This is a genomic window from Deferribacter thermophilus (assembly GCF_049472675.1).
GTDB lineage: Bacteria > Chrysiogenota > Deferribacteres > Deferribacterales > Deferribacteraceae > Deferribacter > Deferribacter thermophilus.
In genome coordinates this window covers 212545-236721 of record NZ_JAPNXM010000002.1, presented here as the reverse complement: position 1 = coordinate 236721, position 24177 = coordinate 212545, and the positions used below count along the sequence as shown (strand labels likewise).

The 24177-nt window shown below is 29.8% G+C and carries 25 protein-coding genes and 1 tRNA gene; 7 read left to right on the top strand and 19 right to left on the bottom strand.

Annotated elements, in window-relative coordinates:
* Entirely contained in the window at nt 1–1230 is a 1230-nt protein-coding gene (locus OWM07_RS03305) for an NAD(P)/FAD-dependent oxidoreductase (RefSeq protein ID WP_423302240.1), read from the top strand.
* Between the two features lie 36 nt (nt 1231–1266).
* On the opposite strand, the gene groL is transcribed toward OWM07_RS03305, so the two are convergent.
* Nucleotides 1267–2889: a chaperonin GroEL gene (gene groL / locus OWM07_RS03300; protein ID WP_423302239.1), complete on the bottom strand. Its 1623-nt coding sequence runs from the start codon at nt 2887–2889 to the stop codon at nt 1267–1269.
* Between the two features lie 28 nt (nt 2890–2917).
* On the bottom strand, nt 2918–3211 hold the full coding sequence (gene groES / locus OWM07_RS03295) for a co-chaperone GroES (protein WP_423302238.1): 294 nt from the start codon (nt 3209–3211) through the stop codon (nt 2918–2920).
* Nucleotides 3212–3428: 217 nt separating this feature from the next.
* Between groES and leuC the strand changes: the two genes are divergently transcribed.
* The 4 genes from leuC (at nt 3429) to ppdK (ending at nt 10251) form a co-directional block, all read left to right on the top strand.
* Entirely contained in the window at nt 3429–4820 is a 1392-nt protein-coding gene (gene leuC, locus OWM07_RS03290; RefSeq protein WP_423302237.1) for a 3-isopropylmalate dehydratase large subunit, read from the top strand.
* Between the two features lie 14 nt (nt 4821–4834).
* A complete protein-coding gene (leuD, locus tag OWM07_RS03285; RefSeq protein ID WP_423302236.1) occupies nt 4835–5437 on the top strand; it encodes a 3-isopropylmalate dehydratase small subunit in 603 nt (200 codons plus the stop codon).
* Nucleotides 5438–5509: 72 nt separating this feature from the next.
* Entirely contained in the window at nt 5510–7558 is a 2049-nt protein-coding gene (gene glyS, locus OWM07_RS03280; protein ID WP_423302235.1) for a glycine--tRNA ligase subunit beta, read from the top strand.
* 65 nt (nt 7559–7623) lie between these two features.
* The gene (gene ppdK, locus OWM07_RS03275) at nt 7624–10251 is read left to right on the top strand and encodes a pyruvate, phosphate dikinase (protein WP_423302234.1); all 2628 of its coding nucleotides are present in this window, start codon (nt 7624–7626) and stop codon (nt 10249–10251) included.
* 22 nt (nt 10252–10273) lie between these two features.
* On the opposite strand, the gene OWM07_RS03270 is transcribed toward ppdK, so the two are convergent.
* Entirely contained in the window at nt 10274–11653 is a 1380-nt protein-coding gene (locus OWM07_RS03270; RefSeq protein WP_423302233.1) for a class II fumarate hydratase, read from the bottom strand.
* Between the two features lie 60 nt (nt 11654–11713).
* Between OWM07_RS03270 and OWM07_RS03265 the strand changes: the two genes are divergently transcribed.
* Together OWM07_RS03265 and OWM07_RS03260 are read left to right on the top strand one after the other, a co-directional pair.
* Complete coding sequence (locus tag OWM07_RS03265) at nt 11714–12196, top strand: cyclic nucleotide-binding domain-containing protein (RefSeq protein ID WP_423302232.1); 483 nt, start codon at nt 11714–11716, stop codon at nt 12194–12196.
* A 7-nt stretch (nt 12197–12203) separates the two neighbouring features.
* Nucleotides 12204–12300, top strand: a tRNA-Sec gene (locus OWM07_RS03260).
* A 32-nt stretch (nt 12301–12332) separates the two neighbouring features.
* Here the strand turns inward: OWM07_RS03260 and OWM07_RS03255 are convergent.
* From OWM07_RS03255 to OWM07_RS03180, 16 genes are all read right to left on the bottom strand, one after another.
* Nucleotides 12333–13535, bottom strand: coding sequence for an Arm DNA-binding domain-containing protein (locus OWM07_RS03255; RefSeq protein ID WP_423302231.1), 1203 nt, complete (start codon nt 13533–13535; stop codon nt 12333–12335).
* Between the two features lie 428 nt (nt 13536–13963).
* Nucleotides 13964–14215: a hypothetical protein gene (locus OWM07_RS03250; RefSeq protein WP_423302230.1), complete on the bottom strand. Its 252-nt coding sequence runs from the start codon at nt 14213–14215 to the stop codon at nt 13964–13966.
* A gap of 1 nt (nt 14216) precedes the next feature.
* Nucleotides 14217–14597, bottom strand: coding sequence for a hypothetical protein (locus OWM07_RS03245; RefSeq protein ID WP_423302229.1), 381 nt, complete (start codon nt 14595–14597; stop codon nt 14217–14219).
* Between the two features lie 19 nt (nt 14598–14616).
* A complete protein-coding gene (locus tag OWM07_RS03240; RefSeq protein WP_423302228.1) occupies nt 14617–15093 on the bottom strand; it encodes a hypothetical protein in 477 nt (158 codons plus the stop codon).
* A 19-nt stretch (nt 15094–15112) separates the two neighbouring features.
* Nucleotides 15113–15544, bottom strand: coding sequence for a hypothetical protein (locus OWM07_RS03235; RefSeq protein WP_423302227.1), 432 nt, complete (start codon nt 15542–15544; stop codon nt 15113–15115).
* On the bottom strand, nt 15519–15776 hold the full coding sequence (locus tag OWM07_RS03230; RefSeq protein WP_423302226.1) for a hypothetical protein: 258 nt from the start codon (nt 15774–15776) through the stop codon (nt 15519–15521). Before OWM07_RS03230 ends, OWM07_RS03235 begins: the two co-directional genes overlap by 26 nt.
* Nucleotides 15763–16506, bottom strand: coding sequence for a hypothetical protein (locus OWM07_RS03225; RefSeq protein ID WP_423302225.1), 744 nt, complete (start codon nt 16504–16506; stop codon nt 15763–15765). Before OWM07_RS03225 ends, OWM07_RS03230 begins: the two co-directional genes overlap by 14 nt.
* Before the next feature lie 6 nt (nt 16507–16512).
* The gene (locus OWM07_RS03220) at nt 16513–16989 is read right to left on the bottom strand and encodes a DUF1249 domain-containing protein (protein WP_423302224.1); all 477 of its coding nucleotides are present in this window, start codon (nt 16987–16989) and stop codon (nt 16513–16515) included.
* A gap of 96 nt (nt 16990–17085) precedes the next feature.
* Nucleotides 17086–19227, bottom strand: coding sequence for a hypothetical protein (locus tag OWM07_RS03215; RefSeq protein ID WP_423302223.1), 2142 nt, complete (start codon nt 19225–19227; stop codon nt 17086–17088).
* Between the two features lie 60 nt (nt 19228–19287).
* Nucleotides 19288–20976, bottom strand: coding sequence for a type IV secretory system conjugative DNA transfer family protein (locus tag OWM07_RS03210; RefSeq protein WP_423302222.1), 1689 nt, complete (start codon nt 20974–20976; stop codon nt 19288–19290).
* Complete coding sequence (locus OWM07_RS03205; RefSeq protein WP_423302221.1) at nt 20969–21784, bottom strand: hypothetical protein; 816 nt, start codon at nt 21782–21784, stop codon at nt 20969–20971. Before OWM07_RS03205 ends, OWM07_RS03210 begins: the two co-directional genes overlap by 8 nt.
* Nucleotides 21785–21800: 16 nt before the next feature.
* Complete coding sequence (locus tag OWM07_RS03200; RefSeq protein WP_423302220.1) at nt 21801–22322, bottom strand: hypothetical protein; 522 nt, start codon at nt 22320–22322, stop codon at nt 21801–21803.
* A gap of 18 nt (nt 22323–22340) precedes the next feature.
* Nucleotides 22341–23249 carry a hypothetical protein gene (locus tag OWM07_RS03195; RefSeq protein ID WP_423302219.1) on the bottom strand — a complete coding sequence of 303 codons (909 nt, stop codon included), beginning with the start codon at nt 23247–23249 and terminating at the stop codon, nt 22341–22343.
* A gap of 68 nt (nt 23250–23317) precedes the next feature.
* Nucleotides 23318–23593 carry a hypothetical protein gene (locus OWM07_RS03190; protein ID WP_423302218.1) on the bottom strand — a complete coding sequence of 92 codons (276 nt, stop codon included), beginning with the start codon at nt 23591–23593 and terminating at the stop codon, nt 23318–23320.
* 11 nt (nt 23594–23604) lie between these two features.
* Nucleotides 23605–23970, bottom strand: a complete 366-nt coding sequence (locus OWM07_RS03185; RefSeq protein ID WP_423302217.1) for a hypothetical protein — start codon at nt 23968–23970, stop codon at nt 23605–23607.
* Nucleotides 23960–24115, bottom strand: a complete 156-nt coding sequence (locus OWM07_RS03180) for a hypothetical protein (RefSeq protein WP_423302216.1) — start codon at nt 24113–24115, stop codon at nt 23960–23962. Before OWM07_RS03180 ends, OWM07_RS03185 begins: the two co-directional genes overlap by 11 nt.
* Between the last annotated feature and the right edge of the window lie 62 nt (nt 24116–24177).

Sequence of the window (24177 nt, the reverse complement as noted above, 5' to 3'; positions counted from 1 at the left end):
ATGAAGCATTACGATATTGTAGTATTGGGAAATAGCGCCGCATCTTTAAGTTTTGTAAATACATTTAGAAAATTTGATAAAACTCAAACAATATTGGTGGTAGATAGAGAAAATTTACCAGCATATTCAAGAGTGTTAACACCTTATTATGTTGCAGGAAAAACAGATAGAAACGGTATTTTTATTGTAGATAAAAACTTCTATAAAGATAACAACATAGATGCTATGTTTGGAAATTCAGTTACTGCAGTCGATTTTGATAAAAATAATGTTATTTTAGAAAACAGTGAAACTATAAATTACAAATTTTTATTTATTGGATTGGGAGCTGAAGCAACAAAAATTGGTTTTGAATCTGATAGAGTTTTAAATTTAAGGCATCTTAGTGATGCTGATAAATTACACGAGTTTTATAAAACAGCAAAACGAGTGGTTGGCTATGGTGCAGGACTCGTTACAATCCCTTTATTATCCCATTTGAATGATGATGTAGAAAAATATCTTGTTATTTCATCTGATAGAGTTTTTTCAAGAGTAGTTGATAAAGATGCTGCAAGTATAATTGAAGAAACAATGAAATCAAAAGGGGTTAAAATCTTTAAACAAGACAATATCAAATCTATTCAGACTAATACTGAAGATATTGAAATAAAACTTGAAAGTGGCAAAACTTTAACCGCTGACTTTGCTATTATAGGAAAAGGGGTCACACAAAATACTCATATATTTAAAGAAACTCCTTTAAATATTAATTGGGGGATTTTGGTTAATGAATACTGTCAGACAAATATCGAAAATGTATATGCTGGTGGTGATATAGCTGAAGATAAGGATTTTATAACACAGCAATATACAACACAAGGGAATTGGATTACAGCTGTTGAACACGGTGAAATTGCTGCAAAACATATACTTGGTATTAAAGAAAAATATGATGGTAGTATAAAAAATAATACAACAGAAGTATTCGGTATCGAAGTAGCGGTTGTAGGTTATTTCAAAGATGATGTAAAAACAGTTACTTTTTATAATCAATCAAGAAAATATTTCAGAAAAATCTTTTTGGATGAAAATGGGGTTATCATTGGCTGTACAATGGTTGGAGAAACAAATGATGCTGGCATTTACTATGGTTTAATAAAGAGAAGAGTTAAGTTTGATTCATTTTACAAACCTAATAAATTCTATACATTTCCTAAAATACTTTATGCCACTAATTTCATTTCATAATAAAAAAAAAAGCGGGCTCAAAGCCCGCTTTTTATTTTACATCATATCCATTCCTGCTCCAGGCATTGGATTTTCTTTCTTCTCTTCAGGAATCTCAGTGATTAATGCTTCAGTTGTTAACATTAAGCTTGCAACAGAAGCAGCATTTTGAAGTGCACTTCTTGTAACTTTAGTTGGGTCAATTACACCAGCTTTGATCATATCAGTGTATTCTTCTTTAGCAGCGTTAAATCCGTAGTTAATATCTTTGCTTTCTTTAACAGCATTTACAACAACGCTACCTTCATAACCAGCGTTTTCAGCAATCTGTCTCAATGGATACTCAAGAGCTTTTCTTATAATTTCTACACCGATTTGCTGATCCCCTTCTAATTTGAGATCATCCAATGCATTTAATGCTCTAATAAGTGCTACACCACCACCAGGAACAATACCTTCTTCTACAGCAGCTTTTGTAGCATTAAGAGCATCTTCTACTCTTGCTTTTTTCTCTTTCATTTCTGTTTCAGTTGCAGCACCAACTTTAATTACTGCAACACCACCAACGAGTTTTGCAAGTCTTTCTTGAAGTTTTTCTCTATCATAATCGCTTGTAGTTTCTTCAATTTGCTTCTTGATTTGATTTACTCTTGCTTGAATATCTTCAGCTTTACCAGCACCTTCAACAATTGTTGTATTTTCTTTATCAACAACTATTTTCTTAGCTCTACCAAGATCAGAAAGTTTTACATTCTCCAATTTCAAACCAAGATCTTCACTGATTACTTGACCACCTGTAAGGATAGCTATATCTTTAAGCATTTCTTTTCTTCTATCACCAAAACCAGGAGCTTTAACAGCACAGCAGTTTAATGTACCTCTTAATTTGTTAACTACTAATGTAGCAAGAGCTTCCCCTTCTACATCCTCAGCAATTATTAAGAATGGAGCATTCTGTTTTGCAAGCTGTTCTAAAATTGGAAGCAATTCTTTCATATTAGAGATTTTCTTTTCATGAATTAAGATGTATGCATTTTCAAGTACAGCTTCCATATTATCTGGATCAGTTACGAAATATGGAGATAAATACCCTCTATCAAACTGCATACCTTCAACAACTTCTAAAACAGTTTCAGTAGATTTGTTTTCTTCGATAGTAATTACACCATCTTTACCAACTTTTTCCATTGCATCAGCAATAATGTTACCGATTTCTGGATCATTGTTAGCAGAAATTGTACCTACTTGTGCAATCTCTTTTTTATCTTGAATAGGCTTGGAGATCTCTTGCAATTTCTTCACAACAGCTTCTACAGCTTTATCGATCCCCCTCTTAATTTCCATTGGGTTAGCGCCAGCAACTACATTCTTCATCCCTTCTCTGTAAATTGCTTGAGCTAAAACAGTTGCAGTAGTTGTACCATCACCAGCAACATCACTTGTTTTACTTGCTACCTCTTTTACCATTTGAGCGCCAAGATTTTCCAATGGATCTTTTAATTCAATCTCTTTTGCAACAGTAACACCATCTTTTGTTACTAAAGGTGAACCAAATTTCTTTTCTATAACAACATTTCTACCTTTTGGTCCCAATGTTACTTTAACTGCATTTGCTAATTTATCAACACCTCTTAAAATCGCTTGTCTTGCTTCTTCGCTAAATGTAATAGCCTTTGCCATACCGACACCTCCTTTATCTTTCTTTTAATTATTTCTGAATAATACCAAGAATATCATCTTCTCTCATAATCAGATATTCTTCGCCATCGATTTTAATTTCAGTACCTGCATATTTGCTAAACAATATTCTGTCACCAGGTTTTACTGTTAATTCGATTTTAGTACCATTTTCTAATACTTTACCTGGGCCAACAGCAATTACTTCACCTTCTTGAGATTTTTCCCTTGCAGTGTCAGGGATAATAATTCCAGACTCTGTTTTTTCCTCAACTTCAATCCTTTTTACAAGAACTCTGTCCTGAAGAGGTTTGATATTAGCCATGATACCCTCCTTTATATTTTATTATTAGCAACCATCACAATCGAGTGCTAACAACGTTTATATATATATAATTGTCTTTAAAAAAATCAAGTGTTTTTTTAATATTAAATATTTTATAAATTTACTAAACTTTTTATAGTTTAATTAAACTTTTTCTTGCTTTTTTCATCTTTTTTAGTAATGTATGTATTATAAATTAATATAAAGAGGTAAAGATATGGGTAAAACATTATTAGAAAAAGTTTGGGAAATTCATAAAGTTGGGACTATCTCTGGCGGTAGAGATCAAATATTTATAGGTCTTCATTTAATCCATGAAGTTACAAGCCCACAAGCATTTGCCATGCTCAGAGAGATGGGGCTTAAAGTACTTTTTCCAGAAAGAACTTTTGCCACATGTGACCATATTATCCCAACAGATGATATATCAAGGCCATTTGCTGATCCCTTAGCAGAAGAGATGATGCAAGCTATTGAAAAAAATACAAAAGAGTTTGGCATAACATTTTTCTCTCCTGAATCAGGAAAACAAGGGATAGTTCACATAGTAGGTCCAGAGTTAGGTCTTACACAACCTGGAATGACTATTGCATGTGGTGACTCACATACAGCCACTCACGGAGCATTTGGCTCTATAGCTTTTGGCATAGGAACATCACAGGTAAGAGATGTCCTTGCTACACAAACACTCGCTTTAACACCATTGAAAGTCAGAAAAATAGAGATAAAAAACAGATTAGAACCTGGTGTTTATGCTAAAGATATTATCCTTTATCTTATAAATAAACTTGGTGTCAAAGGTGGTATCGGCTATGCTTATGAGTTTGCTGGAGAAGCCATTGAATCATTATCAATGGAAGGGAGAATGACAGTCTGCAATATGGCAATTGAAGGTGGAGCAAGAGTTGGTTATATAAACCCTGACCAAACAACCTATGATTATATTAAAGGTAGAGAATATGCACCTAAGGGTAAAGACTGGGATAAGCGTCTTCAATATTGGGAAAGTATAAAATCAGATCCTGATGCTAATTATGACGATGTTGTATCCTTTGATGCAAAAGATATAGAACCTATGGTTACCTGGGGTATTACTCCTGAACAGTGTATCCCCGTAACTGAAAAAGTTCCTGAACCTCAAAATGAATCTGACCGCGAAGCATTAGAATACATGAAATTTAAACCAGGACAAAAAATAGAAGGCACTAAGATTGATGTCGCTTTTATAGGTAGCTGTACAAATGGGAGAATTGAGGATTTAAGAGAAGTAGCTAAATATATCAAAGGGCATAAAGTTGCAAAAGGGGTAAAAGCTTTTATTGCCCCTGGATCTATGGGAGTAAAAAAGCAAGCTGAAAAAGAAGGGTTGCATGAAATCTTTATAGAAGCTGGTTTTGAATGGAGAAATCCTGGCTGTTCAATGTGCCTTGCGATGAATCCAGATAAACTTGTTGGAGACCAAATTTCTGCATCAAGCTCAAATAGAAATTTTAAAGGGAGACAAGGCTCATCCACTGGAAGAACCCTTTTAATGAGTCCTGTTATGGTAGCTGCAGCTGCAATTGCTGGAGAAGTTGTTGATGCAAGAAAGCTTTTTAATATTAAATAGTTATGGAGGCAAATATGAAAGTTGGAAGTATAAAAAAGGTAGAAGGTAGAATTGTTCCAGTTTTAGGTGATGATATAGATACTGACAGAATTATCCCTGCAAGGTATTTAAAATGTGTAACATTTGATGGTTTAGGAGAATTTGCATTTTATGACGAACGATTTGATAAAGATGGAAAAAGTCTTGGCCACCCTTTTGATGATGAAAAATTTAAAGGTGCAAACATATTATTAACAGGGAAAAATTTTGGCTGTGGTTCTTCAAGGGAACATGCTCCCCAAGCCTTAAAAAGAGCAGGGATAGATGCTATAATAGCAGAAAGTTTTGCAGAAATATTTTTAGGAAATGCCACTACTTTAGGTATTGTTTGTATTACTGTTGAAAAAGATATAATAAACGAAATAAGTGAAATTATTATAAATAAACCATTAACTAATGTTTTAATAAACTTAGAAAACAAAACATTAAAAGTAGGTGAAAAAACATACCCCTTTGAAATAAAAGAAACAAATAGACAAGCATTTTTAACTGCAACTTACGACAGCTTGCTAGAATTAATTAAAAACATACCGAAGATTAAAGAATTAGAAAAAAAACTGCCATATAGATTCGTATAAGTGCAAATTTTCCTTGAAAATTTGCACTTTTCTAATATATAACTCCTCAAACATGTTTTTAAAGGGGGTAGTATGTCTTTTTATCTTTTAGAAATAGGTACTGAGGAGATTCCTGCGTCTTTTATTAATCCCGCTTCAGAATTTTTAAAGAACCATTTTAAAAATGAGTTAGAAAAAAATAGAATTACTTACTCAAGCATAGAAACAGGTGGCACACCAAGAAGGCTATACCTTTTTATTGATAATATTTCAGATATGCAGAGCGATTTAGAAGAAGAAATAGTAGGACCACCTGCAAACATAGCTTTTGATGAAAATGGTAATTTGACGAAAGCTGCTTTAGGTTTTGCTAAATCCAAAGGGCTTGATGTAAACTCACTAAAAAAAGTAGTTACTGAAAGAGGTGAATATTTAGCAGGGATAAAAAAGATAAAAGGAGGAAGTACAAAAGAATTTTTAAAAGAACTTATTATAAATACAGTAAAAAATTTCCCATTTCCTAAAAGTATGAAATGGGGAGATAAAAACATTAGATTTGCAAGACCAATCCACTGGTTTCTTTCTATTTATAATGGTGAAGTTTTAGAATTTGAAATTGAGGGGATTAAAGCTGGTAATTATACATTTGGACATAGATTTATGGCTAATAAACAAATCAAAATCAGCTCTTTTGATGAATACAAGGCAACACTTAGAGAAAATTTCGTGATTGTAGATTTTAATGAAAGAAAAGAGATTATAAGGTCATTTTTAAACAATATTGGTAATGTTTTTATTGATGAAGATTTACTTGATACTGTTGCAAATTTAGTTGAATACCCTCACCCAATATTGGGTGAATTCCCTGAGCATTTTTTACAGCTCCCAAAAGAAGTACTTATAACATCAATGAAAAATCATCAAAAATATTTTTATCGAGAAAAAGATGGCAAAATTATTAACAGCTTTGTTGGAATCTCTAACACTAAACCAAAAGATGATTCATTAATAAAATCTGGTTATGAGCGTGTTTTAAAAGCAAGATTAAATGATGCTATGTTCTTTTTCGAAAATGATAAAAAAGTTCCACTCGAAGAAAGGATGGAGCAACTGAAAAAGGTTGTGTATCAGGAACAACTAGGCACTTCTTATGAAAAGATGGAGAGATTTCGTCAAATAGCTCTATTCCTCGCAAAAAAATTAGCTCCAAACAAAGCAACTACTACCGATAGGGCAGCCTTTTTATGTAAAGCTGACCTTATGACAGAGATGGTATATGAATTCCCTGAGCTTCAGGGTGTGATGGGTAGAGAATACGCACTTATCCAAGGTGAAGAAAAAGTTGTCGCTGATGCTATATTTGAGCACTACCTGCCAAGATTTTCTGGTGATGAGCTACCTAAAACTGATGAAGGAGCATTTATCTCTATCGCTGATAAAATAGACACTATAACTGGTTGTTTTATTATCGGTTTAATCCCTACGGGGAACAATGACCCTTATGCTTTAAGGAGAAACGCAATAGGTATAATAAATATCATATTAAATAAAAACTATCGATTGTCATTAACTGAACTGCTCGAAAAAGCTATAGATAACTACAAAGATAAACTCTCATATCAAAAAGACGAAATACTTGAAAAAACTAAAGAGTTTATCTTAACCAGAGCAAAGCAAATTGCCACAACACAGTACAACATCAGAGCAGATGTATTTGAAGCTGTAGTGGCAGTATTTGATGATATTGTTCAAATTTTTAATGCTGCAAAAGCGTTAAATGAAGTTTATGAAAAACCAGAATTTGTAACACTCTCAACAAGCTACAAAAGAATATCAAACATCTTAAATAAAAATAATTGGAACAATACAGAATATAAAGAAGATTTACTGGCCGAATCAGAAGAAAAAGAGCTAAACAAATTCATCAAAGAGTATGAAGGAAAACTAAATCAACTTTTATCTGAAGAAAAATATAATGATGCTATAAATGTTTTACTCAGCTTTAGCAAACCTGTAGATAACTTCTTTGATAATGTACTTGTAATGGATAAAAATGAAGAAATAAGAAATAACAGACTTAGCTTATTAGCTAAACTAAAAACACTTTTTGAAAAAATAGGTGAATTGAGCTCAATAAACTGAGATTTTATACCACTAATTTAAGTGGTATTATTTAATAAACTTAATGAGAGAAGGGGGTAGCATAAATGAAAAAGTATGTTTACTTTTTTGGGAATGGTAAGGCGGAAGGCTCTGGCTCCATGAAAGAGCTTTTAGGGGGGAAAGGAGCAGGGCTAGCAGAAATGACAAATCTTGGTATTCCAGTCCCTCCTGGTTTCACAATTACTACAGAAGCATGTATTGAGTATTACAACAATAATAAGCAATATCCAGAAGGGATGTGGGAGCAGGCTTTAGAAGCACTAAAAAGGCTTGAAGAGACTGTAGGTAAAAAATTTGGTGACCCAAAAAATCCTCTTTTGGTTTCTGTAAGATCAGGGGCAAGAGTTTCAATGCCTGGGATGATGGACACAGTATTAAACCTAGGCTTAAATGATGAAACAGTTAAAGGGCTTGCTGAAGTATCAAACAATGAAAGGTTCGCTTATGACTCATATAGAAGATTTATTCAGATGTTCTCTGATGTTGTTTTAGGTATTGAGCACGGTAAATTTGAGAGGATACTTGATAAGGTAAAAGAAGAAAAAGGTGTAAAATACGATACTGATTTAGATGCTGAAGACTTCAAAAAAGTTGTAGATCTTTATAAAAAATTAGTTGAGCAAGAATTGGGTAAACCATTCCCTCAAGATACCATGGAGCAGTTAAAACTAGCTATTAATGCAGTTTTTGATTCATGGAATAATCAAAGAGCAATCACTTACAGAAAAATCAACAAAATTCCTGATAATTGGGGAACAGCAGTAAATATAGTAGCGATGGTATTTGGTAATATGGGCAATGACTCTGGGACTGGTGTTGCTTTTACAAGAAACCCATCTACAGGTGAAAAAGAATTCTTTGGTGAATTTTTAATAAATGCACAAGGTGAAGATGTTGTTGCAGGTATCAGAACACCAGAACCAATTGCAAAATTAAAAGAAGAAATGCCAGAGGTATTTAAACAGTTAGAAGAAGTTTATAAAAAGCTTGAAACGCACTACAAAGACATGCAGGATATAGAATTTACAGTTGAAAAAGGGAAACTCTATCTACTTCAAACAAGAAGTGGTAAAAGAACTGCAAGAGCAGCAGTAAAAATAGCTTACGATATGTATAAAGAAGGCTTAATTGATAAGAAAACTGCTGTATTAAGGGTTAAACCAGAGCAAGTTGATCAACTTCTACATCCAATGATTGACCCAAATGAAAAATATGAAGTTTTGGCAAAAGGTTTGCCAGCATCCCCTGGAGCTGCAGTAGGTAAAGTAGTCTTTACTGCAGAAGATGCAGAAATCTGGGCAGAAAAAGGTGAAGATGTTATTTTAGTAAGAAATGAAACATCTCCCGAAGATATTGGTGGTATGAACGCAGCAAAAGGGATATTAACAGCTACAGGTGGTATGACAAGCCATGCTGCAGTTGTGGCAAGAGGTATGGGTAAAACCTGTGTTGCTGGTTGTGGTGCAATTAAAATAGATGAAGAGAAAAAGCAGTTTGAGGTTGATGGAAAAGTAATAAAAGAAGGTGATTATATCACTATCAATGGTTCTACAGGTGAAGTAATTCTTGGTAAAGTAAAACTTATAATGCCTGAGCTTTCTGGTGAATTTGCTGAAATCCTCAAATGGGCTGATGAATTTAGAAAACTTGGAGTAAGGACAAACGCTGACACACCAAAAGATTCTCAAGTAGCAAGAGATTTTGGTGCTGAAGGGATAGGACTTTGTAGGACAGAACATATGTTCTTCGAAGGTGATAGAATTGATGCTGTAAGAGAAATGATTTTAAGCGATACTGAAGAAGGTAGAAGAAAAGCTTTAGAAAAAATTAAACCTTATCAAAAAGAAGATTTTATTGGTATTTTTAAAGTAATGGATGGACTTCCTGTAACTATCCGCTTACTTGATCCACCTTTGCATGAATTTTTACCACATACTGATGAAGATATTGAAAAAGTTTCAAAAGCATCAGGTATACCTGCTGATAAATTAAAAGCAAAAGTTGAAGAATTAAAAGAATTCAACCCAATGCTTGGTCATAGAGGTTGCCGTCTTGGTATCACATACCCAGAAGTTTATGAAATGCAAGTTTATGCAATAATGGAAGCAGCATGTGAATGTAAAAAAGAAGGTGTTGATGTAAAACCAGAGATAATGATCCCACTTGTTGGGCATTACAAAGAATTAGCCATTTTGAAAGAAATGGTCGATAGAGTAGCAAAAGAAGTTATGGAAAGTTATGGTGTAAACATCGATTATCTTGTAGGAACAATGATCGAATTACCAAGGGCTGCTTTAACTGCCGATGAAGTGGCTCAATATGCAGAATTTTTCTCATTTGGTACAAATGACCTTACTCAAACAACTCTTGGATTATCAAGAGATGACTCTGGTAAATTCCTCCCACTTTATGTGGAAAAAGGTATCTACAAAGAAGACCCATTTGTTTCTCTCGACCAGTCAGGTGTTGGCCAGCTTGTAGAAATGGGTGTTAAGAAAGGTAGAAGCACAAGACCAGAACTAAAAACAGGTATTTGTGGCGAGCATGGTGGAGACCCTGACTCAATATTCTTCTGTCATAAGATAGGTTTAAATTATGTTAGTTGTTCTCCATATAGGGTTCCTGTTGCAAGACTAGCAGCAGCTCACGCTGCTTTATTGGAAGAAAATTAAAAGAGGGGGCTACCCCCTCTTTTTATACCATTTTTCTTGGGTCAAAAATCTCTTCTATCTCTTCATCACTTAAAATGTTCTTTTCTTTTACAACATCTTTAACTTTCATTTTTCTATTAAAAGCCTCATAAGCTATCTTTGCAGCTTCATCATAACCAATTTTGAGTGCTAAAGGTGTTACAAGTGCCATCGACCATTCCACAAGCTCATTGCATCTTTCAACATTTGCTACAATTCCATCAACACACTTTTCAGCCAATGAAATTGAAGCATTGGTAAGCAATTTAATCGACTCTATCAAGGTATCTGCAATCAAAGGCATCATCACATTTAAATCTAAAAGACCGCTACTGCCAGCAATTGTAATAGTTTGCATATTCCCCATAACCCTTGCAGCAACTTGTATAACTGCTTCAGGGATTACAGGGTTTACTTTTCCAGGCATAATGGAGCTTCCAGGCTGTAATGATGGTAAAGTAATTTCTGCAATACCGCATCTTGGCCCAGAATTAAGTAGTCTCAAATCGTTTGCAATTTTCATTAAAGAGACAGCTAATGTATTTAATGCACCACAAAAATTTACTACTCCATCCTTAGCTGCAATCCCCTCAAACAGATTATCAGCTTGCCTAAAATTTAATTTTGTATTTTTACTTATCTCTTCTATTGCAATTTTTCCAAAATCTTTATGCGTATTGAGACCTGTTCCCAGTGCAGTTCCTCCTAAAGGTAGCTCTAAAAGCTCCATTAGCCCTATTTCAACTCTTTTAATCCCTTTTTCTATCTGAGTTCTATAACCGGAAAACTCCTGTCCCAAAGTAACAGGAACTGCATCCATCAAATGAGTCCTGCCTATCTTTATGATATCTTTAAATTCTACTTCCTTCTTTAAAAAGCTATCTTTTAGCTTTTTTAAGGCAGGCAATAAATTGTTTTTAGTTAGAATCGCAGCAGAGATATGAATGGCAGATGGAATTACATCATTACTTGATTGCCCTTTATTAACATGATCATTTGGATGGCACAAATGTTTGTCCCCTTTTTTGCCACCCAAAATTTCGCATGCTCTATTAGCAATTACTTCATTTACATTCATATTTGTTGAAGTCCCTGAACCTGTCTGATATACATCAATAGGAAATTGATCATCAAATTTCCCAGCAATAACCTCTTCTGCTGCAAGAACAATAGCATTTGCAATTTTCTCATCTAATAATCCTAACTTCCTGTTTGCTATTGCTGCACCTCTTTTTATTTCACAAACAGCATAAATAAACTCTTTAGGAAGCCCTTTTCCACTGATTTTAAAGTTTTCAACTGCTCTTGCAGTCTGAGCCCCATAATAAGCATTTTCAGGAACTTTCATAATCCCCATACTATCTTTTTCTTCTCTGTACTTCATAACTACCTCTTTTCAAAATCTTTTTTTTATAATATACTTCTAAATATACGGAGGAGAAATATGGATGCAAGTAAATATTTAGCTAAAATAAAGCTCAACCCAAAATTTATCGATTTTTCAAAAGAAGAATTGGAGCTCTTTATCTCATACTGTAAAGTAGAAGAGTATAATAAAGGGGAAACTATTGTATCAGAAGGGAGCAAAGGGGATAAATTTTATATAATAATAGAGGGTCAAGTAGGTGTTAGTAAATCAATTACTGAAGAAGTAGTATTTTTCCTAACCACTTTAAATGAAGGTGAATTTTTTGGTGAAATGGCTATTCTTACAAATCATCCAAGATCAGCTAATGTCTTCGCTAAAACAGATGTTGTATTAATAAGCTTTGATTCTATAGCTTATGATACATTGAAAAGAGAAAATAAAATAATTTATTCCAAATTAAATTCAATTTTTGCAATGACCCTCGCAGAAAGATTATATAAAGTAGAAGAAAGAATAAAATTAATTTTAAAAGCTTCACTAATAAAAGATATAATTTAAAAAAATTGGGAGTGGTTGGGAAGCTGGTGCTCCCCGCGGCCTTCAAAGCCGATCGGCCCGTTATTTTAGCGGGCGGAAGGTTCGATCCCTTCCCACTCCCGCCATTTTCTATAATAGCAACAAATAGTTATAGATTTCAATTTTTAAATTCGACACTATTTCGACAATTTTCTGGCAATCCATTTGTAAACAGATTAGATATTTTACTTTCTGCAGTATAACCTTTAATGTATTTTGCATATCTTCTGAAAAATGTTTCAAGATTTGAATGTCCCATTCTTCTAGCAATATCGTGAGGATTATCACCCGCTATTATGGATAATACAGCGTGAGTATGTCGCATCTGATACATATTCCTATACCGAATACCAAGTTTCTTTAATGCAGGTTTCCAATATAGTTCACTTATTTTATCTGGACGAGAAAAAGGCTTATTATACTGATTTACAAAAACATATTCACTTTTTAAAAAAGTATATTGCTTATGATTTTTTACAAAAGGTAATAAAACATCGGGTAAAATGATTTCTCTATGACTCTCAATTGTTTTAGTCTTATTCTTTTCTTCTCCTTTTACTATAACTGTGTCGACTAAATAAATATTTCTATTAAAATCAAATTTCTTCCATTTCATAGCAATTATTTCTGATAATCTCATTCCTGTAAAAAAACCTATTGCAAAAAATAAATGTAAATGTGGGTATTTTTTCTGCATATAATCTAATATTAGTTTTACCTCTTCAACAGTAAATGGGTCAATATCTACTTTTTCATTCTTTAAACATTTTGCATATTTTGATAAATCTTTATCAATTATCTCTTCTTCAAAAGCAGATTTTAAGATCAATCTTAAAGGAATAAGTAAATTATTTACTGTTTTATTTTTTCTACCATTTCTACCATTTCTACCATTAGCTAAATATATAATATAATCTTCTATATCTACCTTAGTTATATCATTAATTTTTTTATCCCAAAATTCACTTTCCATTATCTTTTTATAACCAGACATATAGCCTTTAAATGTTCCTGTATCCAAGAGTCCAGCATCTATTTTTTTTTGTAAACGAGCTAACCACCTTTCAGCATATTCACCAAAAGTGTATTCTTTTCTTTGAGTAACTCCAAATAACTTTAATTTTTTAGAATTTGGAAAATATTTAGCATAATCAAAAGTTCCAAGTAATAATTCTCTTTCAACATCAAAAGCCAGATTTTCAGCGTACCGCCTATTTTGTTTTGTATCATCTAAACCTAAATATTCCTTGCAATAAATGCCTTTATGTTTAAACCTAATGAATATTTTGCCTCTGTCAACACCAACACTTACCTTTGCCATATATCACCTTGCTCTAGAAAAAAAGAAAAGTTGTCCAGCTTTTCCTTTTCTAAAGCATACTATATCTATACTAATTTATCAATCCTACTTAAAACATCTCTTTTAAATAATACTCTACTTTTTCTTGCTTTCCCAAGTTTTATGTAATCCCTGCCCACCTTAAACTTCCCTTGCACCATCCACCTCCTTAAAGTACACACCTTCAAGTGTAGAATATTAGCTAATTCTTCATACGTTAAATAATCATCATTATAAATTTGTTTGTCAATTTTTAACATATTACACCTCTTTATATAAATTTATTTAATGTTGTTAATATTTATATAACAGAACAAAATTAATTTTTCGAAAATTTGTAAAAATCATATAAAATTGCTTAAGAAAAGAAAGAATGGGGAGGAAAAGAGAAATGGGTTAGCAAAAATATCTCATTTTTCAAAAAATTTTTCATTTTCATCCTTTAATAAATTATTTAATATGTTATATTCCGCTTTTATTACACTTAAATTATTATCTTCATAAAAATCATTTTTAACATACTCCAGTACCTTAACGGCTTGTTTATATAGCTCACGATTTCTTGTTGCATGTACACGTGTAACAAAATGCAAAATAATGTCATTATTTATAATTTTATGTTTATACATATCAATTATTATTTCAGCAATATCATTAAACATTTTAAGCACACTCCTTAACAAATATATGTTTTTCAAAAAAGTATTTAATTTCTGCACCTGTTATTATCTTTTCTGTATTATTACAGTCTATATAATTATCTGCATTTATAATAATAGTGCTTAATTCGTATTTCTTACCTTTATCTAATTCATTTGTTACAGTATAAAATTCTTTGTTTTCTGTTATGTTTTTGATAAAACTTTCGGGATAATTAGTTTTATCAATTTTATAACTTTCTATTTTAATTATGCTGTAATCATCTGTAACTTCTAAGGTTTTAATTTTAGCATACCTTAAAACACATAATATATCAAATTTTTCAGTATCTTTGTTTTTTATATACAAAACTATTTCATCATTTACAGTTAACAACTGATGCATAAATTACCTCAAAAATATATTATAAAAAATTTATTATAAAATTTATAATAATAAATATTATGTTAGCATATAATAATAAGTTTGTGTAATTTACTATACGTTTTACTTCATTTTTATACTGCATCACTGTACTTGTATTTAGCTTATTTTTAAGTAAATTAGTAGTTTCATCTAAATTATTAACTTTATCTTTTAAAGCTTGTTGTGTCCTATATATTTCAGTACTAGCTATATTCAGATGTTGGACAGCCTGTTGTATATGTTCATCAATTTTTTTATTAAGATCTTTAGTCTCTTCATTTAATTTAATATTAAAACTATTAATAATTTCTTGTAAGTTTTTATTTCTTTCGGTTAAAGTATTTATTTGTGTCTGCTGTATAGCCAACAATATTAGTACAGGATCCGCTTCGTCATAATCAGCACTAAACTCTTTGAGTATATTTAATATACTTTGTTTAGCTTCTTTAATTTCTTGCAAATTTATATTTTCCATTTTTTACACCTTTTATTTTTTAAAAAAAGTCTAAATTATCATTATTACCAATATTTCCAACTTTTTCTAAATAATAATTTTCCAATTCAATTTTACTCACATTATCAAATATATTAGCCGAATAAATAACCTCAAAAAACAAATCTAATTCTTTATTTATGTCGTTTAATTCTAATGTTTGTATACATTCTATTACTTTATTTAACTTTTCTTTCTGTTCATTACTCAAGCTATTTTTTTTCATCTTTTCTTTTTCTTGTGCTAACTTAAGTTTTTTAACATCGTGTATTAAGTCCAGAATTAAAAAATCAATATCATTTTTATTTTTTTTTAATGATGCTATAATATTAGTAACTGCATTATTTAAAAGCATTTCTAATAATTCTACATATTCATTTTTCAAACCTATTTCGTCAGCCAACTTTTTAGTTTGTTCTTTTACTACTTTCATCTTTCACCTCTAATTGTTTTTTTAGCATGTAAATTTGTTGTTGCTGTTTATTAATTGTATTTTGCATTTCTATATTTTTTACACTAAGCGAATTAATCAAAATAGCAAGTAATATTAATGTACTAAACCATAACCCATTATAAATAAAACTAATTATATAATATTGCTTTTTAGTTAAATATATATATGCATTATCAGTTAAAAAATGGTAAAGCTTTTTAAATTTGTTCATTGTTCACCTCTTTTTCTTTTTCTGTAGTTTCTGTATTTAAATTTCTATCTACAGTGACATACATTGTCTTTTCGTCATTCTCGTAAATTATTGTATTTATAAGCAATTGTGCGAAATTTTCGAAACCCAGAGCTTGTGCAAGTGCGTCAAACTGTGTAAGCAGATCAACTGAATATGTGTTCAACTCATTTTCAACTTTATCAATAAAATTTTTCTTTAAATCTATTAATAATTTACTTAAGTTTAATTGTGTATCACCTTCAAACTCTTCAAAATATTTATTAGTATCAACAAGTTTCATAATTTCCTTGATAAAATTCTCATCAACAACCTTTTTTGCATTCAGTTTTCTTTGTTTTTGCTCGTTTTCCTTTTTCCAAAAAGCAAGAAAATCTGCGTCGTTTCGGAGTACAGAAACCAGTTCAGGAAAATACAAAGCCGTCAACACAATACCATCTAACCTGTTGGTAACTCTATTATTTTCATTCAATAAGCAACTAAAAGCAAGTATTAAATCCTGCTCATTCATATCATTTGTTAAATAAATTTCTCTATTATTATAAATAACATAATTTGTATTTAATTTATCTCTTAAAAATTTCACTGCTTCTTTTTTCTTTTCATAAAACAAACTCTCTTCGTCACTATTATCATCTCCAAAAAACCAGTGCCGAAAGAAAAAACCACCTACAAATATGCCACCATATATTATTGCTGTTTTTATATCCATTCTTTTTTACCTCTTTTTATTTGCTTTAGAAAAATAAGAAACGGGACTTTTTTGTTTGTTTATATTAAATTTAAATCCTTGTTTTTGTAATATGTTTAACCATTTATTTAAAAATTTATTTAATTCTTCTTTATATTTAATATTTATATACTTTTTACTATTTTTTGTATAATAAACTTGTTTATATGTATAGGTATCTTGATATTCAAGTACTTCAGCTATCCCATATTTATCAGTTATTTTAATTACTACATCAGGATCGGGAACCATATCTCCGTTTTGTTTATAATAATGGTTTAAACTAATTATTAAACTATCTTTATCTTTAGCTAACACTTCAAAGTTTAAAGACATAAAACCTTCTTGTTTAACGGTGAAAAAATCTCCAATTTGCAAATCTCTAAAATTATTGACCCCAGCTATATCTTTCAATTTTTTATAGATCTGCTCATATATCATTATCATATCTCCTTTTTCTCTCATATATATATAACGAATTTTGGATAAAAATTATTACAACTTGTTGATATTAAATGAAAATTTAAGATAAAATTAACGAATAAAGGATTAAAACTAAAACTAAATAGTTCTTTTTAACTTTTGTTTTATTTTTTCCTGCTGTTCTCTGTATTTTTCGTATGATTTAACATATTTTAACTCTGTTTCACCTTTTTCCTTTTTCTTAAGCTTATCTTTCTTAAATAAATATTCAAATATCTCCTTTTTTAGTTCTTTTTCATCTTCCAAAAAACTTTTGATATTTCTATACTTAAAAGCTTCTTTTCGGTATTGAAATACATTTTCTACTCTTTCTCTTCTCTTTTCATACAAATTTTTTATTTCCTTAAAATAAATCTTTTTACGTATTTTATTTTTATTTTCATGCAAAATATTCAGAAAATCATTTACAACTGCATTATTAAATATTAAATTAAAATCTATCTCATTTTCATTATTCATATTTTCTTGTATTTTATAAATAGTATTATAAAATTCTTGTATTTGCTGTTTTACTGCATTTATGCCTGCATTATATTCATCTTCACCATTTTGAAATATATATGTTAACTGCTTCATGTTATTCTCTTGAAGTTGTTTTCTTATTCTCCTTAAGCTTAATCCTGCTTTTTTAAAATCAAAATTATATTTTTGCTCATTTATAATAAAAGTAAAACCAACTCTTGTTTTGTTTTTAGTTTTCCACTTTACTTTTATGTTACTATTCATATTTAAATTTTGTAATAATTCTTTTTCATTGCTGCTTATACTTATCACATCATTAACTAACTTATTAATAATTTTAAATATTTTACTGTAATTATCTTGTCTTATTTGCTTTTTTGTCTTTAAACTTATTATATTTATTAATTCATTTGCAAACTCTAAATCTTTATCAATATTAAGTTTTTTAAAATTTATATAAAATTGTTTTGTGTTAAAATTAAGACAGTATCTAATATATTCTTTTACAAGTATGCTACTATTATACTGTTTTAATGTTTCTATATCTTTATTTTGTAATGCATTAATAATATTAAAAAAATCTTGTTCATACATATAATCAAATTTTTTACTATTACTTAAACTGTTTATTTCATGTATTAACTTATTTACAAAACTATAATTATTTGTAATTTCTGTATATTTTTGTAAATGCCACAATAAATTATTGTACGCTGCTTCTGTTTCTCTTTGTTTTTGTTTTTCTGTTTTTATCATTTCTTGCTCTTTAAATTTCTTGTTATATATTTTCTCTGCCTTCCCATATAATTCTTTGTTTTGATACATTTGTATTCTGCTATAGTATATATCTCTGTATGTACTTTCATCAGTTATATTATCTGCTTCTGTAACTGTATGTGCTTCATAAATTCTACTTATTATCTCATTGCTATTTCTATATTGTAATAAAAACTCAAGAACGTTTTCTGTGTGTATATTCCAATAATTTTTATCTTCATAAACTTTCTCTTTATCATCTACCAGCGCAGCATAACTTTTTGCTGCTTTTGTGTTTAGAAACTTTTTAAATTCTTCCAATTCTCCCTTATTAAAAGCATTGAAAAAACCGTAATTTAAACGAAAAATGTTTTCATATTGCTTATATTCATCATAAAATTCTTTATTACCTTTATTTTTCGGTTTAAACATGTTTAATATAATTTCATCTAATTTAACTTTATTGTTATTTAATTCAGCAGTTCTTCTTGTTAAATACCAAAAAAATTTTTCGAGTTTAATTTCAATATAGTTTTTTTTATTTTTATTTTCATTTTCAAAACTTAAGTTTTCTAATCCGTAACTCTTTGATATATGTGCTAAAATTTTTCTTAACTGTTTATATTTATTACCTAAATTTTTTGATTTTTTTTTATCAAATAAAAAGTGGATGTGGGGATGATCTATCTTATCAAGATGAACAGCTATTTTAAAATCGTTAACTTGTAATATACGGTTATATTTTTTACCATTTTTTCTTATATCTTCATATTCATATCTTTTTATTTTTTCACTAAACTCATCAGTAATTTCTTGTAATACTGATAATATTTTATCTGTATCTCTATACCCAGCCTTAAAAAAAGATATATCGCTAAAACTAAATTTTAAATGTACGTAATTTTGCTTGTGCTTTTCAAAAGTCTCTTTCGAAAAGCCGACTTCTTTTCCGTATACATTGTTTTTCTCGATATGTGCGTGTAGATTCCAATCTTGTTTCATCTGCTTTTCCTTGCTTGAGAAAAAGAAAGGTGGCAAGCCTCTCTTTTTTCTATAGCAAAATCAAACGATAGCAGTATCTCTATATTTTCGATTAAATACAAATTCAGCTCGACCATCGACGGATAGATAGTCTGACTGGCACAAAAATATCTTTCCGTTTTGCAAAATCAGACACTGCCCTTTTGAAAATTCCTGCAAATGTATAGCATTCAATCGATTTTGCTCACTTACTCTGTATGTTTTTTCGTATGCAGTCACGTCCTTCAGTATATCTACGCTATTCACCGCATATTCTGTCCGCTCAAAAACCTTCTCTTTCCCAGCTATTTCCTCTACTTTTCGAATACTATTTGGTTCAAGTAATTTTAAAAAAACTTTTGTATTACAGTTACTTATAACACTATCTAAAAGCTTATCTTCATCTCTATTCTTTAAACTTGTATATTCCTGCATCGCAACTATAACTGCAACATTTAATGATCGTGCTTGTTGCATTATAGTCGTAAGTTCCCCTGTTGCATATGCACCAAATTCATCTAACATTAATAAAAAAGGTACAGGTGGACGCATTTTTTTATTGCTCAATTGTGTTGCTGTTACTTGCCGTAATAAAGTAATGATCATCTTTCCGAGTTTTCTTAATGTTTCATTACTCTTTTCAAGAGCGGGAAGTGAAATATAAACTATTTTACTATTTTGTATTATTTCAGATAAATTTATATCTCCTTCTCCGTCAAATATATTTTTATAAGTCATACTAAGTAGTTCCAACGCATCTGCTAAACTCCCGTACGCATACTGATGTTGCCTTACAGTCTCTTCATTAAATTCAAAGCTTGTATAATTTATATGCCCCATTATATTTAAATACTTTTTTATATTATCTTTAACTTTTTCTCCCGTCCCTTTATCAACATAATCATCAGGCAACCAATAATCTTTAAATTGCTGATATTCGGCAGGAATTTTGTCAGGACTATCCTGCATTATACAAATCAAACTTGCTATGTTACCCGCTATATTATCTAATTCTTTTAATGTTATTTTTTTTCTTTTTACATCTCTTTTATATAACAGAATTTGTAAACTGACACTTAACAATTTTAAAGCATTATTGTAAAAATACTGATTGTCGCCGCTTACACCTTCTGGGACTACAAGGTTAGTTAGTACCTCTTTTATCTTCTCGCTATCTCCGTTCTCCAGCAAATTCAGTGTATTTGTCTCTGCTCCAATTCCAAAATCCAAAATAAAAAGATCATCCTCTCTATGCACCATCTTTGCTATATTTACCAACTTGTTGTAGATGTCCTTGTCTGCCTTTCCATCCACGAAAAGCAATCCACCACCATTTTCCAAATGCTGCTTAATAATATTTAAAAACAAACTCGTTTTACCGCTCCCTGTCGTCCCAAGAATGCTTGTATGATATGTCATTTCATCATAATTGAAAAAAAAATCTTCATCATATTTTATTTTGCTTAAATCTATATCTTTTTCATAAAGTGTGCATTTTCCGATCTTTATCTCCCCTTTTCTCAAGCTCCTTCTTAATTCTTCTCGATGTAAATCTTTGATATTTTTATAAAATTTATATGTAGCTAAATTAAACAGAAAACTCGGTATACAAAGCGGAGTATTGAGTGTACCGAGGGTAAAAATTAAATTGCTTAAGAATAATGCTCTTCTCTTTTTTAGCATACTCTCGTAATTTTTCAGTTTTTCTGTTTTAACAATTTTATTATTCATATAAAAACTCCCCTGTTTTAATTTTTCTATACGTATCAAATATTTTTCTATATTTCACAGATTTACTTTGTTCGGGTGTTTCTTTAATTACTTGCACAAAATCTTTATTTTTTACATACTTCAACAACTCTTGAAAAGCTAAATAATTAATATTTTTATGCTTTTTAAAAGTTTCGAACAAATACATAAAATATATATTGCTATTTTCAAATTTCTCTTTGTTATTAATAAATAAAATAGTATCAGTCCCCCAATTATTAACATAATTATAAAAATTAGCTTTTAAACGTAGTAAATCTTTTATTTTTGCATAATCGTTAATATACTCAATAAAATCATCAATATTTTTTATTTCTTCAGCATAGTCGACTTCATATTTTTGTTTTTCTTTTGCTTTTTTTATTATATTTATTAGTAACTTAGCAATAACTACAATCAATATAATAATCACGAATAATTTTAAATAAAATAAAACTAGATGTTTGGTAAGTAAAAAATATTTTAAATTTTGATAATTATTTTGATATATTGTGATTAATTGAGTAGCAAAATCATAATCTTTAGCAAAAATAGAACTTAAAAATGTTAATTTGTATTTATCAACTAATACATTATAAACAAACTGTAAAACATAATTGTATACTAAAAGATTGTAAAATAAGAATTTCTTGAAAATAAAATAAATTGGTAATTTAAAACCATTGATGTTTTTTTGTGCAAAATATATTGTCAATTGAATTGCAAGCACTATACCGATTGTTATTTTATATATATTACCCTTTGCAGCATATTTTTTGTGTTCATACATTTTTCTACACCTTTATTTATCTTGCTTTAGAAAAAGAGAAAGTGCGTTGTATGTTTTGTTCCTTTTTTAGTTCCAAATTTATTTCCCTTGCAATTTCAGTATCTGGATACTTTTCAGTTATTGCTTGCAAAACAGCATCATATTCTTTATTTTTATTATTTTGTAATAGCTTACCAGTAATAAAAGCAATATTTAAAGCATAATTGAAAAATTGTAATTTATTAATAATATTAAAGAAATTGTTTATCAGAGAATTGTTTATATTCTTAACTATTGTATTTTCAATAAAATAATCTTTACTTATATCACTTAACAAGTGTTTTACTTGTTTTTGTATATCTTCATCTTTCCTATATTTATTATTAACAACTATAAAAAACTGCTCCAAAAATTCAATTTTATCATCTTTATTAAGATTAGTGACAATATACCTAAAGTTTTTAATAACGATAATAAAGTCGTCCTTATTTAATTTATCCAACTTTGTTACATTCTTTAAATTTATGTTTTTAGCAAAATTAGTGTTACTATTTAACATAATTCCCCCCCTTTTTTTTTACCTTATTTTAAATGTCGGTGTTGGTGCAGGTTTAGGTTTAAGTGTTTGCTGTATACCTTGTTTATGTTTTTTATTTTCAAAATAACTAATATTTTTACTTTTAGCTTTTTTATTATGTTGCTTAGTTTTAGTTAACTGTTTAAGCTGTTTTTTTAGTTGCTTTTCAGTTTTAATTAAAAGTGCATTTTGATGTATATGTTTTACAATGTCTTTCATCGTTAAATCTTCTTTATTTTTTAACAAATTTTGAGTTTTTTGCATTTGTATAAATTGATTTTTAAAATCAGGGTTTTCTAGATTTTTCAGGAATTTTTCATGTCTTTTTGTCACCTTTTGCATTGCTTCGACTGCTTTTTTGTATTTTTCGAATTGTTCTCTCTGTTTTCTTTTGTCGTGCTCATGCTTCATCTGCAACAACATATACAATGCAAGCATCACAAAAAAGAAATATACAGACAGAACAAATTGTGCAGACTGTATCGAAAGGTCAATTATCGCATTGCCTGTTTTTATGTTCGTGTTTATCGACCGAAATCCTTCATCCTTAACTCTATCCAAAAAATCTTTTATTTTCATATTCCTATCAATTTTTTTTCCAAAATCTTCTTCCAAATCAACAAAAATATTTTGTCTTGCATATTCAATATACATTTCAAACTGTTCTTCATCGATACCTTTTGCCACTAGAAAATCCTTTATGTCATCATATAGTTGGGACGCGTTATTTAACTTCAAGTCAAAAGGCAATTTGAAAACAACTTTTTCATCGCTATTCAAGGCAAGTGTTCGAAGCAAATGTTCAAAGAATTTGTATGTTTTTTCTTCTTCAAGCTCTTGCTCTTCTTCTTGTTCTATTTCCTCTTCAATTTTTTTATATATTTCATCGAGATTGATAGTTACCGCCATATTGCACCTCTTATTTTATGCTTAAGAAAAAGAAGGAGTTGCCATTCCTTTTTTTTTCTTAAGCTTCATCATCTTTTTTTCTTCAAAACAAATGTTTCATAGGCCTTCATGAACATTTCAGGATTTTCTTTCGCCCATTGCAAATCTTCCTGATACCACCTTTCTTGTTCTTCCTGCTCTTCTTTACTCAACCTTCCTTCTCTATCCCTCTTTCTCCAATCCTCTAGCTCCTTGTCTTTCTGTCGAACAAATTCCCGAAATTCATCAATCTGTTTTCTATGTTCTTTTATGTCGTCATCAAGACTTTTGTTTATTTTCCCTACAATCCAATCTATCAATCCCATTTTACACCTCTCTATTTTCTTCTTTTTTTATAAAACTCTGCATTTGCTTCTCTTACCATCTCGGCAATTTGCACTTGGTCATCAATAACATGCTTTACACCATCAGCAAAAATTTCAATTTTCATAATTTTATAAAAATCATTCATTTTGTTTAAGTAGAAATAAACAGGATTATCTTTATAGTCATGTTCAATACATTTTACAATCGGCTTATCAACATTTTTATCACTAACTACACAATCTATTTTATCTTTATCCGCTAAGAAATCGTAGTTGCTATGCTGTAAAATATAGTTTAAATCTACATCTACATTTTTATTATTACAAGCTATAGCAAAAACAAAAAATGTTAAAACTACCAACAACTTACTTTTCATTTTTTACCCCCTTTTCTTTTAGATAGGTATCAATATAAATTTGTACCAACTGTTGTAATACAAAACTAACCTTTAAATTTTGCTCTTTGCAAATTCTCTTTAATAAATTATAGACATCTTTTTTTATAGCTACTGTTGTCCACATCCTCTTTTCCCTTTCTTCTTCTTTCTTCTCTCTCTTATATTATAACGAATTTTAATGTAAAA